Raw genomic sequence first — 15,608 nt, 5'->3', positions numbered from 1 at the left:
TTTTGCCGATTCCTTTACATAAATAAACTCTTTACATAACCCTTATTATGTAAATCTTTACGTAATAAGGGAAAAGTAGAACGTCTTGTCCGCTTCGTTAAGAACAACTTCATGGCAGGACGGCCATTCAGTAATATCACCGAGCTGAATTATGATGTCCTGTCATGGTGCGATGTTCAGAACAAGAAATACCATAAAGGCGTTTACTGTGTCCCTGATGAAAAACACAGCGAAGAGTGTATGAAAGTCGCCAGGCCGCTGCAGATAACCAAGGATGTTTTGATATACCTCTGGCCGGAGAGAAAGATCTCCTTTGATGGCTTCATTAATTTTGAAGGCCGCCGGTTTGGCGTTCCGTACTGGTATACCGAACGTGTTGCACGAGTCTCCAGGCAGAAATATATCCTGATTATCCGATCTGACGATCTCAGCAGAAAGCTGGCAGAACATGATGTGACGTGGGCTCCATATGACAGTTTCTGCAAAGATCAATATGCGGATGAACAGCCCGAGGAATTCCCTACAGCTCCCATTACCACACAGATGCACCAGCGGGAAGGCAAAAATCAATCAAGGTTAGGAAATTTCAATTTTGATAAGGAGGTTGAGATGTAATGGAACAGTCATTATACGACCTCTTCGGAAAGAGCTCGGAAACACTGAAGCTTGATTTCGGGCCAGAAGAACTTGCTCAGATGGCAGCCGAAAAGAACTATACCGAGGATCAGATTGAAGCCATCGTGGAGCTGTTTCAGCAGCTTGAAGCTCGCAAGCATGAGAAAGTGGTAAACACCCTCCTAAAGTTAAGCAGACTGCCTGTGAAGGCTCCAAAGACGTTTGAAAATTATGACTTCACGCGGCTCCATGGGAAAGACGGCGACGCAGTCCGTGCGCTTTCAAATCTCTCGGAACTGTATGCCGGAAAGAACGTCGCTCTGATCGGTCCGGCTGGAGTAGGAAAGACACACTTGGCTCAGGCATATGGAAGAAAATGCTGTATGGAAGGAATGAAAGCATACTTCCTTAAGGCATCAGAACTAGATGATCTGTTCATCCAGGCAGGAAATGACAAAACTAAGAAAGCTCGCGTCATCAACAGACTTCTGAAGCCTACCTGTCTGATCATTGATGAGATCGGCAGACGTCATTTCGACAGAGAATCCACAGCTATGTTCTTCGACCTGATAGATCGCAGATATGAGAAGGAAGGGCCTAAATGCATGATCTTCACCAGCAATAGGCAGCCTGATGAATGGTCTGAATACTTTGACGGAGGAGATAGCCTGAACGCAGCTCTGGACCGTATCTTCGACGTTGCAAAGATTGTTACAGTCAAAGGAACAAGCTATCGTGGTCAGCGTCGCGAGATCCTCGCAGTCGAAGCAGATGACGATATCCATCAGGTGAACTGATCAAGGATAAGCAGACCGACTTCAAAGCAATCAGTTCAGCTAGTACATGAGCCTGTGGATAATATTCCATAGAAAGAAGTCGGTCTGACACAAAGAACCCGGAGCTTCGCGTGCTGATTAACATGCGCTATACTCCGAGTTCTATTTGTTTTCTGCTGTTTTGGTCCTTTCTTTCCGACCGGAATTGGCCTTTTTCTCCCGACTCAGAATGGCCCTTTCTATCCGACGCTAACATTGCGGAGGGTGACAGGCAATATAATATCTATTTTACCTTGAGCGATTCTGCAAATGTATCTATGAATAATGTTGCGCCTGTTATAAAAGAAATCGCGGATTCCTGCGGCATTGACCAGAAAAACGTGATCATCAATGACCTCTACCTGCAGTGGGTATTGCAGCCGAGCTATGAAATGATTGTGCTTTGTGGAACCTTGATCCTCGGAATCGTGCTGTTTTCCGTTGTGGTCATTTATAATATCTTCCAGGTCGGGATCGCCCAGAAAGTTCAGGAGTACGGAAAAATCAAGGCACTGGGTGCAACCAGAAAGCAGATGAAGCAGTTGATCTTTCGTGAGGGCATTCTTCTGGCGGTTCCTTCGATACCGCTGGGGCTGCTGTTTGGTTTCCTGATTGCAAAAGTCAGCTTCAACTGGCTGGTGGAGCAGGGAAATCTGGTATCGTCCGGAATCAAGAACCATCAGGTGCCTCTGTTTTCACTGACCATTATGCTCATCTGCATTTTTGTATCGTTTCTTACGGTCGTTTTGGCTCTGCGCAAACCCATGAAAATTGTTTCCCGGATTTCACCCATCGAAGCGATACGGTATCTTGATGGCTCCAAAACGCAAAAACAGGGCAGACGAAAAGGCAGAAAAGATGTCACCGTTTTCTCCATGGCAATGGCAAATGTGACAGGCAATCCGAAAAGAACCATTGCTACGATTCTTACCATGGGGCTTTCATGTGTATTGTTTGTAATTATCTCTAATTATGTTGGGAATATTGACACGGAGCACGAGGCGCGGATTGCAATCAACCATGGACAATTTGAACTGCAGCTTGACTATTCTGCTGAGTATGATGAAAGATATCCGGAGAATAATCTGGATACGATTCTGACGGATGATCCATTGAATGATTCGCTGATTGAAGAAATTAAAAGCATTCCAGGAGTGACAGATGTCATGACGAGAGAGATTGTCTATGTGAATCTGAACGGAACAAGATATCCGGCTGATATTGTGAGTAAAAATGATTTTGATTTTATGCGCCAAGACGGGGATATTGGCTCTATGGACTATGATCAGGCGGTAAAGAATGGTGAAATTTTCTTTGGTTGGTCGACGTGGATGGAACAAGATGGATATGCTCCGGGTGAATCCATTGCATTTGACTTTGAGAATGGAAGTGGAACCTATACCTATCAGGGAAAGATTGCAGGATCCTTTGTAAGTGCGGACACTTACCTTGTCATTCCGGAAGGTGTATACCGTTCCATGAATCCGAGAGGAACAGCCTATGGCTATCTGTGGGTGGACTGTGACAAAAATTTGATAACTTAAATCAAGTCCTTTTTCAGAGATTTCTTCGATAAATTCATAAGCTTCAGAATTTTTCTGATCTGCCACCACGAAAAGAGGAGACAGGCTCCCCGGTTTTGAAAATTCGTTCTATAATCTGCTTAGGAACGGAAAGTTGAGCCGTTCTTCATAAGCGAATAAATTACTACCAATAGTTTATCCGCCGCAGCGATATTGGCAGCTTTGGGCTTCAATGGTGAGGCAGCCTGCTGCCTTTTCTTTTGGTTGAACTGATAGATAGAATCTCCCTTTTGATAACTTAAATCAAGTCCTTTTTCAGAGATTTCTTCGATAAATTCATAAGCTTCAGAATTTTTCTGATCTGCCACCACGAAAAGAGGAGACAGGCTCCCCGGTTTTGAAAATTCGTTCTATAATCTGCTTAGGAACGGAAAGTTGAGCCGTTCTTCATAAGCGAATAAATTACTACCAATAGTTTATCCGCCGCAGCGATATTGGCAGCTTTGGGCTTCAATGGTGAGGCAGCCTGCTGCCTTTTCTTTTGGTTGAACTGATAGATAGAATCTCCCTTTTTCAGCCTGTAGTTGCACGTGGCTGCCAGATAAAGAAGACACCTCAGATGTCTGTTTCCTTTCTTGGATATAGCCAGGTGGGTCCCATCCTTCTCACCTGACTGATTGATTTTCGGATTCAGCCCTGCATATGCTACGATGCCTCGCGCGTTCCTGAACCGGGTGACATCGCCGATTTCCGCGATGATCCGTGCCGCGATGTTCCTGCCAATTCCAGGAATACTGAGCAGAATCGCAAAGGAAGGAAGCTTACTGGCATCTTCGATCAATTCCTCAAGGTATGTATTGCAGAGCTCCATCTGCTCCATGAGTTCATTGATTATCTGAGGAAACTGCTGTACTTCCACACTGTCCGCATCCACGCCGGAATAACATTCCTCTGCACACTGATACATCTTGTGAACGATATTTTCAGTGAAGCCTTTCTTATGACCTGCGGGCTTCTGGATCGCTTTCACAATGGTTTCCTCCCTGTGCCTGAGAAGTAATGATGGATGCGGATATTTCTTCAGCACTTCCATCGGAACCGAATCGTAAAGGCTTGCATGCCCTTTGAAGCACTTATCCATGCGCGGATAGATCACATCCAGCATTGCCCGGAACGTGCATTTCCGCTGCCGCAGGATCTTCAATTCGCTCTCATACATGCGATTCTTTGCCCGCAGACGTGCATACGTATCCGATTCATTCTGGTGGCACTGCAGATGTTCTTCCTGGTAATACACTTTGGCGATATGGGCACAATCCGCATTGTCTGTCTTATTGCCATGAAGGTTCGTCTTCCGATAAGCTGCAGACAGCAGTGGCGGAACGACAATGTAAGGATTTCCTATATCATCAAGATACTTCTGGAGACAGCGATGGTAGACGCCGGTCGCCTCGAATACTACCGGGACTGTATCAGCTTCGCTCTTCTCCTTCACCATCTCAATGGTTTCAGACAATGCTTCAAAGCCATCTTTCGTATCGTTCAGCACTTTCGGCTTCCGCAGGGAATGGCCTGCTGTCAGCCACGGCTGATAGTGGCAGTTGCCTTTTGAGACATCTACCGTGATAATTGGTCCGTCCATAAAAGAGCCTCCTCTGGCATAAATGTCTGCGGTAAAGCTTCCCTGAACCTTTGCGACAGCTGATTTTTCTGGATTAGATACGGCATGCCTGAATACTTCCGGCTGCACATTTTGATTAAGCTGGCTATATCACAAAAGGGAAGCAGGACGTTTTTTGTCACTGGCTTATCGTTCGATAGCTTAAAAAAAGTGGCGTCCTTACTTTTACCCAGACCTTTCCGGTATATGCCTATACGCAGGAAAGGCCAGGAATACACCCAGGTAATCCTGACCTTACCATTGTAGATTCATATGCTCATGACAGCTCAATCAGGACTGGATTCTTCCTGATTTCATAATAGAAAAAGATGTGGCATCTGTGGAGCAAAATCTGAATACATTGATTTCTAATACTTCGCATATAAAAATGGATACTTATCATGCGCAGTTACAATCTGCAGAATTCTCAGCTCGCACGATGAAGCTTGGCTGTTATCTGTTTATGGCGGTTGTAGGATTCATCGGTTTTATGAATATGGCAAACACCATGATCATGAATATTACGACAAAAAAGCAGGAATATGGTGTATTACAGGCTGTGGGTATGACAAATAAACAATTAAATTTATGTCTGCAGTTACAGGGATTGATTTTTACGGTTGGCACCATATGTGTAGCACTTGTCGTTGGTCTGCCACTTGGCTACGTGCTCTTTGCCTATGCAAAGCATAATGGGATATTTGGAATGAATGTCTATCATGTTCCAATTACACCAATTCTTGCTATGATTTTGCTGGTCAGCCTTTTGCAGATTGTGCTTTCCTGCGTTTTAAGCAGTAATCTGAAAAAGGAAACGCTGGTAGAAAGAATAAGGTATCAGGGATAGCAAGTATTGCTGGGATATCCTCAGTATCATAACAGGAATTAAAAGCACTTTGTTTCAAAAAGTTTTGTGCTTTTGACAAAATGCAACCGATTTTTCATCAATTATAATAAATCTGATTAAGCAGCCTGTGTGTAATGAAGCATACAGGCTGTTTGCATTTTATAACTCTAATGAATCTTCTGTATCTACCCACATCTGTAAATTGCCCTCAAGATATAATCTCGCATATTCAAGTTGTTCATCGAGTGCAAGTGAAGTCAATGCACAGTCTGATCCGGGTGTGGTTTTTAAATCCTTTTCGGCTTCCCAGCAGTCAATGCGAAGCATATAGCCAACATTTGTATAAATGTCAATGGAATTTCCTTTTCTTTTAAAGCCGTATTTGCACAAGGGGGCTGAGGATCTTACAAATCTGGCTTACTCTTGCGATACAGCTCTCTGTAGCGAAGTGTTTTCGGGTTTTCAAAACTCAAATTCAGCAGCCGGTCTAATTTCTCATAAAGATCGTGCGGAGCTGAAGCTGAATGCAAATAGGTTCAGATAACCAGGAAGTTCATCTCTTCTAAAGCCGCTGTGTGCTCTTAAAAACTTCTGCAGCCTATTATGAACCTGGTTGATGGGATTCATCGGATTCTTATTGTCAGGCAAACCTTTCCTTTTCTTAGAATCATACTGGATATTTTTCAGTTCCAGCTTCCTGACAAGCATGTTATGGCATGGATCTTCATCAGTGATCAATCTTGATCCTTGCTTGATATGATCCTTTAAAGCTTCATATACTTGTCTGCCGGCTGGCTCGCCCAAGCCAATGTACTTTACAAACACGGTTTTACCATCTGTGATTGTCGCAATGCACATCTGATTAATAGAATGGCCGCGCAGCTTCTGGTAATTTTCTTTGCGAATGATATCTTCGCTGCGAACTGGAATAAATGTCTCATCGCAATAAACATCGCCTTCAAGCAGGATAGAATCCTGAATTTCGTCCAGCAGAAGACATGTCTTTGCAAACCAGTATTTTGCCGTAGTAAAAGCATTTTTGTTGTTCCAGGAGTCCGCACTTAAGCTGAGATATTGGAGCAGATTACGCCAGTATTCTATCCATTCGGTAATAGAAATCTTGTGACTGTCGAAGATAGTTCCTGTAATGACAGAGAATTTCTTATTGCAGTCACAGCACTTGTATTGCCTGACTCCGTAAGGATAGAATCCGTTCTTCTTGAAATGAGCTGATCCGCAGAACCTGCATGAGGCTGGAACATATGAGTTGATCAGTTCAAGTTCTTCTTTACCGTACAGATCCGGATGGCGTTCATTGTAATGACTGACAACATCATTACGAATAAAGTCTTCCGACTGCGTACGAACAGGAAGAAGATCCCAGGGAGTTCGTCTCCTGGAAATGAATCTATTTGATTTTGATGTCATGGCGTGGTGGCCCGATGCTTAGGCAGGCAGTCATGTAGGGCCACCACGCACCAAAGTACACGGCTGCCTGCCTAAGCATACTTTCTAGATCCTCTCGGATCTCTTAAATCGTATGCCTTTCAGCCTCCTTGTGCAAATACGGCTTTTTTCTTTTTGCAAGAATATAGAGCCGGTTTTTTCTTGTCTAGGTGATCAATAATCAACGTGAAAGATGTAGCATAGCAGAAATATCTAAATATTCGCTTCGCTTTGCCGGTTGTTATTTCTGAAATAATAAACTTTTTTAGGACATGTTGCCTAAGCAGAGTGAACACTGGAGATGTTGTTCACAATGATAATTGTCAGGTGTTAGAAGGAGATCGATCCTTCTTTTCAAAATCCATGGTTTCTGACGAATATGCTAGAATGTCCATGAGGGGAATTGCTGGCAGAGGCCAGAGAAAGGAATTCCTATGGACAAGATCATTTCCGGAATTTACTGCCGCGTTTTTCAGGCTGGGATGAAAGGAGCAGATTACTTTCTGGGTTACCGCATGCCGGACTACCTGGAAGGGGCAGGATGCCTGAAGCGATTGCCTGCACTGATCTGCTCGAAGGGCGCAGATCAGCTGCTGGTCGTCACGGACCCGAACCTCGTGAAGCTTGGCCTTGCGTCAAAGCTGACCGATCTTCTGGATCAGGAAGGACTGCATTACACCGTATTCTCCGGCGTTGAGCCCAACCCGACCAGCGATAATGTCGAAGCTGGCTTCCGAGTCTATCAGGAACATGGATGCAGGGCATTAGTCGCATTGGGCGGAGGTGCACCGATTGACTGTGCTAAGGCAATTGCGGCCAAGTCGGTTCATCCGCATAAGACCGTTGCGCAGCTTCAGGGCATCCTGAAAGTGCATGCGAAGATTCCGCTGCTGTTTGCGATTCCGACGACTGCCGGAACCGGATCGGAAACCACGGTGGCGGCCGTCATCATCGATTCTGCGACGCATCATAAAGCAAGCATCAACGATCCATGCATTCTGCCGCACTATGCGATCCTGGATCCGGAGCTGACCCAGGGTCTGCCGCCGAAAGTAACCGCAACCACCGGCATGGATGCGCTGTGCCATGCGGTAGAAGCATATACGAATCATACGTACAACACTGAACTGGAAGACTTTTTAGCAAGAGAAGCAGTCCGGCTGATTCATGACAATCTGCTGAAAGCATACCATGATGGCAATGACCTGGAAGCCAGGGGAGAGATGCAGAAAGCAGCCTTCTTTGCCGGCCGTGCCTTCACGCGAGGCTGCGTGGGCTATGTGCATGCGGTCGGGCATACGCTGGGAGGTCTGTATGGGGTCCCGCATGGGCTTGCCATGAGCATCATCCTGCCTCATGTCATGCGGCAGTACGGGCCGGCGGTCTATGATTCGCTGAGCGAGCTGGCTGATGTATGCGGAATAGAAGGACGCACGAATGCGGAGAAAGCACATGCCTTCATCAGCTGGATCGAGGAGATGAAGACAGAGATGCAGATCCCGGTCGGAGCAGATATGATCCAGGAGAAAGATATTCCTCAGATCATCACCTGGGCAATGGAAGAAGCTAATCCGCTCTATCCGACCCCGGTGACCTGGGGCTATGAAGACTTTGAAAAACTGATTGCAGAACTGCGGAAGGAGAATGCCTGATGGAATGGACCAAGGAACGGATACACGAAATCAATGAAGCACAGCGCCAGTTCTTCCATACGGGGGAAACCCTGGATGTGAACTGGAGAATCGATAAGCTGATCAAGCTGAAGATCGCGATGCAGACGCATCAGAGCGAGCTGGAACATGCTCTGAAAGAGGACCTCGGCCGCAGCGATACGGAAGCGTATCTGTGCGATATCGGTTCGGTCATTCTGGAAATTGATGAAGCCATTGCCGGGCTGAAGAAATGGGCAGCTCCGGAAACGCATTTCAGCGGCGTGCTCTGCTTTCCGAGCGTGATCACGAAAGTATATAAGATGCCTTACGGAACCACGCTGATCATCTCTCCGTTCAATTTTCCGATTCTTCTATCGCTCGGCGTGCTGACGGCTTCGATTGCCGGCGGCAATACTGCTGTGATCAAGGCAAGCTCGAAGTCTGTGCACTGCACTGAAGCAATGCAGAAGCTGATCCGGGATACGTTCCCGGAGAACTATGTGACGGTCATTGACGGCGGTCATGAGGTTGCGGACTGGTGCCTCGAAGAACGGTTCGACAAGATCTTCTATACCGGCAGCCCGAAGGTTGGCAAGCATGTGCTTGCAGAAGCAGCGAAGAACCTGACGCCGGCAGCGCTGGAGCTTGGCGGAGAAAACGGCAACTGGTGCGTGATCCGCAAGGATGCGGATCTGAAAGATGCTGCCCGCAAGATCGCGTTCTTCAAGGCGATGAATGCCGGCCAGGTATGCATCAACATCAACCAGATCGCCGTGGCAGAAGAAGTGGCGATGCCGTTCATCAACGAACTGATCAAGGCATTTGCAACCCAGCTCGGCGAGAATCCGGAGCATAATGAAGAATTCCCGCATCTGATTTCGAGAAGAGCTTATGACAGCTGTGCAGAAGAAGCAGAGCAGTACCGGGATCGGATTCTCTGGGGCGGAAAGGGAGATCCGGATACGCTGCGCTATGCACCGACCATCATCTATCCTGTCAAGGCAGAGGAGCCGATCGTGAATCATGAGCTGTTCAATCCGCTTCTGCCGATCGTGCCGTATCCGGATGACGAGATCGATCAGATGCTTGATACGATCGCTTCCAGAGAACATGGCCTGTCTCTGTATGTGTTCACAAAGGACATGCAGTGGGCGAAGAAAGTCATGCAGACGCAGCAGTATGGCGGCGGCTGCATCAACGAGGTATGTCTGCATCTGATGGTGAAGGGAGTTCCGTTCAACGGAACCGGACATTCCGGCATGGGTGCTTATCATGGCGAGTGGGGTTTCCGTGAGTTCACGCATCCCAGCACGGTCCTGATCGGTTCGACGAAATTCAATCTGCCGTTACGGGAACATCCGTACAGCGGCAGGGAAGGAAAGCTGAAGAAGGCAGTTCTGAAGTTCCTGGAACGGTAGTTTCAGATTCACATGTGCCGTTCTTCACATAACGTTCACCCTGTGGTATTACATTAGTCCGTGTTACAGGAGGAACAAGATTATGGAAGATGAAAAGAAACCTGAAGAATGCAAAGCTGCAGAGCACAGCGGATCATGGAAGTGCCCGTCCTGCGGCACAGAAAATACCGGGAAGTTCTGCAGCAACTGCGGAACAGCAAAACCGGAAGAGAAGAAGCCTGAAGAAGTGAAACCGGAAGAACCGGCAAAGGCAGAGGAGAAGAAGGAAGAACCGAAGGCAGCTCCTGCTGCCGCAGAGGCAAAGCCGGTTCCGCCGAAGAAGCCTTCGATCTGGAAGCCGGTGCTGATTGTGCTGCTGGCACTGGGTCTTGGCTTTGCAGGCGGATATCTTGCGACGAGAAGCGAGAATGCCGAGATCAGCGATCTCAAGGAAGAGGTTGCAGATCTGAAGAACGAAGTCTCTGAGCTCAATGGCAAAGTGGAAGTGCTGGAAGGAACAAACAGTTTCTTCGGCGGATTCTTTGGAAATGGCAGCGGAAGCAGCAATAATGGTTCTTCTTCTGACAAGGAGAACATCTTCAGCGGCGAAGGAGAAGACAGCAGCAAAGAGGATACCGGCGGAGCAGCTCTCGGCCTGAGCATTCAGTTCGGCAGCGGCAAGCCGACGATTCAGGGATTTGCATCCAATTCCAAGGCGGAGGAAGCCGGACTGAAGGTCGGAGATGTGCTGGAGAAGCTGGATGGCAAAGAAGCACTGACGTATCAGGAAGTGAAGGAATTCCTGGCGGACAAGAATCCTGGTGATACGGTTGAAGTCACGGTAGATCGTGATGGCGAAGAAGTCACCGTACAGCTGGAGCTGGTGGAGCGCACAAGCGGCTATAACAGCGGCAGCACCATTCAGACTCCGGAACAGAGCGGATTCCCGGACGAAAGCGAAACCCAGAATGGCTGATCATGAGACTGGAGCAGAGAAATCTGTTTCAGCCTTTTTTCTGCTTTGCAGATTCGGCGATGTGTATAGATGCATGTAGAAAAGAAAATTCCTGCGGATAGAATGAATCTGTAAAGCTTCCTGTGCTAGAATTCCGGGAGTACGCATAGAGATGAATTCATGGCAGACGAAGAAAAAGAAACACGGAAACAGGAAAAAGCAGAATTCCGGAATGAACTCAGAGAATTCTTCAGCATATTCCGGCAGAAGCGGGCTCAGGCAAAATCAGAAGGAACGATGAAAGCAGAACGCAGAGAAATGTTCCGCTACATGTTCTCAATCAAGGAGGACTCTGCTTCTTCGGAAGAAATCCGGAAGAGACTGCTGGATGGCGGCAGAGTCAGCGGCACGAATATGTGTGTGCTGGTCTGTGCGATCATCATCGCTTCGACAGGACTGAGCACGAATTCGACTGCCGTGATCATCGGTGCCATGCTCATATCGCCATTGATGGGAACGATTCTGGCGATTGCCTATGGTACGGTGACTGCCGATTCCAGGGCTGTCCGCAAGAGCCTCATCGGCTTCCTGTTCCAGATGGGGGTCAGCCTGATCACATCGACGATCTTCTTTTTGCTGATGCCTTCCAAGACGATCACCAGCGAATTGCTTGCCCGCACGAATCCTTCTTTCACGGATGTGATTGTTGCCATTGCGGGCGGCATTGCGGGCATCATCGGCCAGACCAGAAAAGACAAATCAAACAACATCATTCCCGGCGTTGCAATTGCGACGGCATTGATGCCGCCGCTATGCACATGCGGATTCTCGATTGCCAGCGGACATCTGAGAATGCTGTCGGGAGCGTTCTACCTGTTTGTCGTGAATACGTATTTCATCTATATGTCTGCGTGCGTGATTCTGATGGTGCTCAGAATTCCGCAGATCCGGGAAGTTTCTGAATCTGAGAAGAAACGGATGATCCGGCGCATGGTGCGGACCGCTGTTCTCGTCTCATTGCCGTCGATTGTTCTCGGCATCCTGATGCGCGCTGCCTGAAGAAATGGAGAAGCCTGAAATGAAACCAGAAGAACTGCTGAAGATTCTGAATACTGCCGGAAAGCTCAAGGTCAATACCCGCCATAACTGGACAGAAAAAGACCGGAAAGAGAGCGTGGCAGACCACAGCTGGAGACTTGCGCTCATGGCGATGCTGCTGGATGGGGTTCCGGAATATCAGAATCTGGATATGAACCGGGTGATCCGGATGTGTCTGATCCATGATCTCGGGGAAGCATTTACCGGAGATATTCCGACGTTTGAGAAGACAGCTCAGAATGAGACTGCAGAAGAAGACCTGTATCTGAACTGGGTGAATTCGTTCCCTTCTCCTGAGAAAGAGGAATGGCTTTCTCTTCTGCAGGAGATGATTGAGCTGAAGACTCCTGAGGCAAAGCTTTACAAAGCTCTGGATAAGCTGGAAGCTGTGATCTCGCACAATGAAGCAGATATCGATTCGTGGCTGCCGCTGGAATATGATCTGCAGAAGACCTATGGCAGAGAACAGGTGCAGTTCTCTCCGTATCTGCAGGAGCTGAAGAAGGCAATTGATGCCTGGACGGATCAGAAGATTGCCTCAGAAGGAGGTCATCAGAATTATACAGATCGGCCGGATTGAAGCCATCAGAGAGAATCTTTGCGTGATAGGATACTCACGGGGAAAATGACTATGAAGATATATGAGGGACTGGATCAGATTCCGAAAGGAAATGCGAGTGATCATATCACTCCCGGGTGCATTGTCCTGGAGGGCGGCGCATGGCGCGGCCTCTATACACAGGGAGCACTGGATGCTCTGATGGAAGCAGATCTGAACTTTCAGACGGTGATCGGCGTTTCCGCCGGAGCGATGAGCGGATTCAGCTATGTATCAGGGCAGATCGGACGTTCTGCCAGAATCAATCTGCATTACCGGCATGATCCGGAATACTGCGGGCTTGGTGCTATGGTACATGAACACGGAATCACCGGGTTCACGCACTGCTTCACGACACTTTCTGAAGAGGAGCCTCTGGATGAGAAAGCATTCAATAATCCGGATCGCAGATTCGTGGTGACTGCCACGGATCTTGAAACCGGAAAGAATGCATTCTTTGAGAGAGGAAAGACTTCCGATATCATGAAGGCGATCCAGGCCAGTGCAACGGTTCCGTATGTGTCAGAACCGGTTGTCATCGATGGAAGAAAGTATCTGGATGGCGGCATTGCCTGCAAGATTCCGGTTGACTGGGCACTGAATGAAGGATATGAGAAGATCGTGGTTCTGAAGACCAGAGATCGTTCCTATCGCAAGCCGGTGAAGAAGCCTGCGCATATCATCCGGACGGAGTATCATAATTATCCGGAATTCATGAGAGATCTTCTGGAGGAAGCTCCTGCCTACAATCTGCTGCTGGATCGCATTGAACGTCTGGAACAGCATGGACGTCTGTTCATCATGGCCCCGGTAAAGCCGATCACGATTTCCCGCTTCGAGGGTGATATGGATAAGCTCGGGGATCTGTACTGGCAGGGATACAACGAAACGAAGAAAATCATTCCTTCCCTGAAGGAATATCTGGAAAAATAACTTCCTGCGGGAAGTTATTTTTCTGAACAGAACTGCTGCTCAGATGGAAATATTTGGTACGAACTGTTTCAGTGATGATCTGAAAGAGGACTCGTTTCCCTGTTTTTTTCATGCAGAATGTGAAATACTGAACTCAAGGGGAACTCCATGAAACAATATCCGATCTGTATCATTGACGATTCTGAAGAAGATCAGAAGCGTCTTCTGAATATTGCAGGCAAGGTGTTCCCTGAGGCAGTATGTTCCGTCTTTTCTTCCTGCTCTGAATTCCTGGCGAGCAGCAGTTATTACCTGCTTGTGCTTCTGGATATCCAGGTTGCAGAAGAAGATGGGATCCGCTGCTCTCAGAAGATTTCCATGCATGCATCATTCATTGCATATGTTACGTCCTACAATGAACGGGTTATGGATGCCTTCGCACCGAAGGTTGCTGGATTTCTGACCAAAAGCATGACAGATGAAGAATTATCAGCCGGGCTTCAGAAAATCAGAAACAGATATTTTGTGCCGTCAATGCAGATCAGAACCAGAACAGGGGTGATCTCTTTTCATCCTTCCATGGTGCAGTATGTTTCAAAAAGAGGCAGGACAATCTATATCAGTTTCGGGAAAGAAATGGAATATCAGCTTGTGGCGGAAACTATCCAGCATTGCCAGGAGATCCTCCCGGACCTATGCAGGATCAATCAGTCTGAGCTTGTGAATCTGGATTATGTCCGAAGCATAACTCCGGAAGCACTGGAATTATATGACGGCACGCGTCTGTATCCGAGCAGGAGAGAACGCAGACATGTTCAGGAAATGTTTCTGAGGAGGATCCAATGACGGAACTTGGCACTTTATCTGAAATGTTTCTCGGAGTGATTTTCGCGATTGTTCCGTCTGCTCATAAAGACACTATCAGAAAGATGGATCTGTATCTGTATCTTGTGATTTCCTGGCTGATCACGGGCTTCTCGATGATTCTTCAAGACCGTATTCTTCCTCCGCTTACATCAGGCATGCAGAATATGCTTCCTTCGTTTCTGATCTGGATTCCATTCAGATTCGGTGCGTACTTTATCCTGTTTTACGGAGGACTGGAGGATAACCGAAAAGAATCCACAATACTGACAGCGATCACGATTCTTTTTGATGTCTGTGCTCTGGTTCTGGAACAAGTTGTTCTGGAATACTCTTCTTCCCTTCATGGTTTTACACCGGAATATACAGATCTGTATTACAGCTGGGGAGTGAGTCCACTGTATCTGATTCTCCGCTGTTCCTATGCAGTATTTCTTCGCTTATATTTCGGATACCATGATTTTGAGCAGATTGAGGATTCCAGAAATGCTGTGATTGCGGCTGGATTTTCAATTCTGATGATTGCCGCAATCCGAGGAAGAGCAGAGCCTCTGGCGATCATCCCTGCATTTATCTATCCGCTGGTCTTTGTCTTCTTCATTGATCGGACCATTCTCAATGAGAAGCACCAGCAGCAGGCGGATGCGATTACGGTGAATATGAATCAGAGCAGGACCGCAATGCAGATTCAGAGAGACCAGGCAATTGAAGCACTGAAGGAACACCATCGGCAGAGGAAAAAGACTCTGAAGATCATCGGGCTTCTGAAAGAAAACAGAATCGATGAAGCATCTGCTCTCCTGACAGAAAGCCTTCGGCAGCCATCTGAAGTGAAAGGGCTGGAGAATGAATATCTGGATGCTGCACTTCGCTATCTTCAAGCTGAATATCCTGATTTATGTTTTCGGATGATTGATCAGCTCAGCGGCACGGAAGAGATTGATTTCTCTGATCTGGCAATTCTCATCACTGCCATGATTCAGGTGCTCTATCCTCATAGAACTGAGGCCTGCGGATCCGCAGAGATCACGATCACAGGTCAGGGAACGATGATACTGCTTCATATCAGAACCCTTCCTGCAAAGTCAGAAAGGAATAACTATGAATTCAATCAGGAAGAACTGGCGATGATCAGACATCTGATCAGAAAATACGACGGCTTTTCCAATGATGGATATCGTTCAGGAAATATCCGTGCAATTCTGAATCAGAGAGCCACATAAACC

Annotated in this window: 16 protein-coding genes; 12 read left to right on the top strand and 4 right to left on the bottom strand. The window is 47.3% G+C overall.

The features are described 5' to 3' along the window. The first annotated feature begins 111 nt into the window (after window positions 1-111). The 3 genes from C7E00_RS11335 to C7E00_RS11325 all read left to right on the top strand — a co-directional run bounded on the left by C7E00_RS11335 (window position 112) and on the right by C7E00_RS11325 (window position 2,974). Entirely contained in the window at window positions 112-615 is a 504-nt protein-coding gene (locus C7E00_RS11335) for a hypothetical protein (protein ID WP_105304372.1), read from the top strand. Beyond that, complete coding sequence (locus C7E00_RS11330) at window positions 615-1,412, top strand: ATP-binding protein (RefSeq protein WP_105304371.1); 798 nt, start codon at window positions 615-617, stop codon at window positions 1,410-1,412. The genes C7E00_RS11335 and C7E00_RS11330 overlap by 1 nt, the downstream gene beginning before the upstream one ends. A gap of 110 nt (window positions 1,413-1,522) precedes the next feature. After that, the gene (locus C7E00_RS11325; RefSeq protein WP_204378614.1) at window positions 1,523-2,974 is read left to right on the top strand and encodes an ABC transporter permease; all 1,452 of its coding nucleotides are present in this window, start codon (window positions 1,523-1,525) and stop codon (window positions 2,972-2,974) included. A 119-nt stretch (window positions 2,975-3,093) separates the two neighbouring features. Here the strand turns inward: C7E00_RS11325 and C7E00_RS11320 are convergent, their stop codons facing one another. Further along, a complete protein-coding gene (locus C7E00_RS11320) occupies window positions 3,094-3,324 on the bottom strand; it encodes a hypothetical protein (protein ID WP_105304370.1) in 231 nt (76 codons plus the stop codon). Between the two features lie 50 nt (window positions 3,325-3,374). Beyond that, the gene (locus C7E00_RS11315; protein ID WP_105304369.1) at window positions 3,375-4,595 is read right to left on the bottom strand and encodes an IS110 family RNA-guided transposase; all 1,221 of its coding nucleotides are present in this window, start codon (window positions 4,593-4,595) and stop codon (window positions 3,375-3,377) included. 358 nt (window positions 4,596-4,953) lie between these two features. Between C7E00_RS11315 and C7E00_RS11305 the strand changes: the two genes are divergently transcribed. Further along, complete coding sequence (locus tag C7E00_RS11305) at window positions 4,954-5,460, top strand: ABC transporter permease (RefSeq protein ID WP_204378613.1); 507 nt, start codon at window positions 4,954-4,956, stop codon at window positions 5,458-5,460. 159 nt (window positions 5,461-5,619) lie between these two features. Here the strand turns inward: C7E00_RS11305 and C7E00_RS11300 are convergent, their stop codons facing one another. Together C7E00_RS11300 and C7E00_RS11295 are read right to left on the bottom strand one after the other, a co-directional pair. Next, window positions 5,620-5,850, bottom strand: a complete 231-nt coding sequence (locus tag C7E00_RS11300) for a DUF6061 family protein (RefSeq protein WP_105304368.1) — start codon at window positions 5,848-5,850, stop codon at window positions 5,620-5,622. Window positions 5,851-5,955: 105 nt separating this feature from the next. Further along, window positions 5,956-6,888, bottom strand: coding sequence for a transposase (locus C7E00_RS11295; protein ID WP_105304367.1), 933 nt, complete (start codon window positions 6,886-6,888; stop codon window positions 5,956-5,958). Between the two features lie 452 nt (window positions 6,889-7,340). Here C7E00_RS11295 and C7E00_RS11290 point away from each other — a divergent pair, with 452 nt between their 5' ends. The 8 genes from C7E00_RS11290 to C7E00_RS11255 all read left to right on the top strand — a co-directional run bounded on the left by C7E00_RS11290 (window position 7,341) and on the right by C7E00_RS11255 (window position 15,605). After that, window positions 7,341-8,558 (top strand): iron-containing alcohol dehydrogenase, encoded by a 1,218-nt coding sequence (locus C7E00_RS11290; RefSeq protein ID WP_105304366.1) that lies wholly within the window; start codon window positions 7,341-7,343, stop codon window positions 8,556-8,558. Then, window positions 8,558-9,976, top strand: coding sequence for an aldehyde dehydrogenase family protein (locus C7E00_RS11285; protein WP_105304365.1), 1,419 nt, complete (start codon window positions 8,558-8,560; stop codon window positions 9,974-9,976). Before C7E00_RS11290 ends, C7E00_RS11285 begins: the two co-directional genes overlap by 1 nt. Before the next feature lie 82 nt (window positions 9,977-10,058). Further along, window positions 10,059-10,931: a PDZ domain-containing protein gene (locus tag C7E00_RS11280; protein WP_105304364.1), complete on the top strand. Its 873-nt coding sequence runs from the start codon at window positions 10,059-10,061 to the stop codon at window positions 10,929-10,931. 159 nt (window positions 10,932-11,090) lie between these two features. Then, window positions 11,091-11,969 carry a TIGR00341 family protein gene (locus tag C7E00_RS11275; protein WP_105304363.1) on the top strand — a complete coding sequence of 293 codons (879 nt, stop codon included), beginning with the start codon at window positions 11,091-11,093 and terminating at the stop codon, window positions 11,967-11,969. 19 nt (window positions 11,970-11,988) lie between these two features. Next, a complete protein-coding gene (locus tag C7E00_RS11270; RefSeq protein WP_105304946.1) occupies window positions 11,989-12,588 on the top strand; it encodes an HD domain-containing protein in 600 nt (199 codons plus the stop codon). A gap of 51 nt (window positions 12,589-12,639) precedes the next feature. Further along, the gene (locus tag C7E00_RS11265) at window positions 12,640-13,539 is read left to right on the top strand and encodes a patatin-like phospholipase family protein (protein WP_167836572.1); all 900 of its coding nucleotides are present in this window, start codon (window positions 12,640-12,642) and stop codon (window positions 13,537-13,539) included. Window positions 13,540-13,686: 147 nt separating this feature from the next. Then, window positions 13,687-14,364: a LytR/AlgR family response regulator transcription factor gene (locus C7E00_RS11260; RefSeq protein WP_105304361.1), complete on the top strand. Its 678-nt coding sequence runs from the start codon at window positions 13,687-13,689 to the stop codon at window positions 14,362-14,364. Beyond that, window positions 14,361-15,605, top strand: a complete 1,245-nt coding sequence (locus tag C7E00_RS11255; RefSeq protein WP_105304360.1) for a hypothetical protein — start codon at window positions 14,361-14,363, stop codon at window positions 15,603-15,605. Before C7E00_RS11260 ends, C7E00_RS11255 begins: the two co-directional genes overlap by 4 nt. The last annotated feature ends 3 nt before the right edge of the window (window positions 15,606-15,608 follow it).

Origin of the sequence: Anaerolactibacter massiliensis (genome assembly GCF_900290205.1) — a bacterium.
GTDB lineage: Bacteria > Bacillota_I > Bacilli_A > Erysipelotrichales > Erysipelotrichaceae > Bulleidia > Bulleidia intestinalis.
This window is presented reverse-complemented; position numbering and strand designations above follow the sequence as displayed.

What these genes read in the sequence shown, in the direction of transcription:
- C7E00_RS11335 (WP_105304372.1), top strand. Translation starts at nt 112, where the DNA reads ATGGCAGGACGGCCATTCAGTAATATCACCGAGCTGAATTATGATGTC.
- C7E00_RS11330 (WP_105304371.1), top strand. Translation starts at nt 615, where the DNA reads ATGGAACAGTCATTATACGACCTCTTCGGAAAGAGCTCGGAAACACTG.
- C7E00_RS11315 (WP_105304369.1), bottom strand. Translation starts at nt 4,595, where the DNA reads ATGGACGGACCAATTATCACGGTAGATGTCTCAAAAGGCAACTGCCAC.
- C7E00_RS11295 (WP_105304367.1), bottom strand. Translation starts at nt 6,888, where the DNA reads ATGACATCAAAATCAAATAGATTCATTTCCAGGAGACGAACTCCCTGG.
- C7E00_RS11290 (WP_105304366.1), top strand. Translation starts at nt 7,341, where the DNA reads ATGGACAAGATCATTTCCGGAATTTACTGCCGCGTTTTTCAGGCTGGG.
- C7E00_RS11285 (WP_105304365.1), top strand. Translation starts at nt 8,558, where the DNA reads ATGGAATGGACCAAGGAACGGATACACGAAATCAATGAAGCACAGCGC.
- C7E00_RS11280 (WP_105304364.1), top strand. Translation starts at nt 10,059, where the DNA reads ATGGAAGATGAAAAGAAACCTGAAGAATGCAAAGCTGCAGAGCACAGC.
- C7E00_RS11275 (WP_105304363.1), top strand. Translation starts at nt 11,091, where the DNA reads ATGGCAGACGAAGAAAAAGAAACACGGAAACAGGAAAAAGCAGAATTC.
- C7E00_RS11270 (WP_105304946.1), top strand. Translation starts at nt 11,989, where the DNA reads ATGAAACCAGAAGAACTGCTGAAGATTCTGAATACTGCCGGAAAGCTC.
- C7E00_RS11265 (WP_167836572.1), top strand. Translation starts at nt 12,640, where the DNA reads ATGAAGATATATGAGGGACTGGATCAGATTCCGAAAGGAAATGCGAGT.
- C7E00_RS11260 (WP_105304361.1), top strand. Translation starts at nt 13,687, where the DNA reads ATGAAACAATATCCGATCTGTATCATTGACGATTCTGAAGAAGATCAG.
- C7E00_RS11255 (WP_105304360.1), top strand. Translation starts at nt 14,361, where the DNA reads ATGACGGAACTTGGCACTTTATCTGAAATGTTTCTCGGAGTGATTTTC.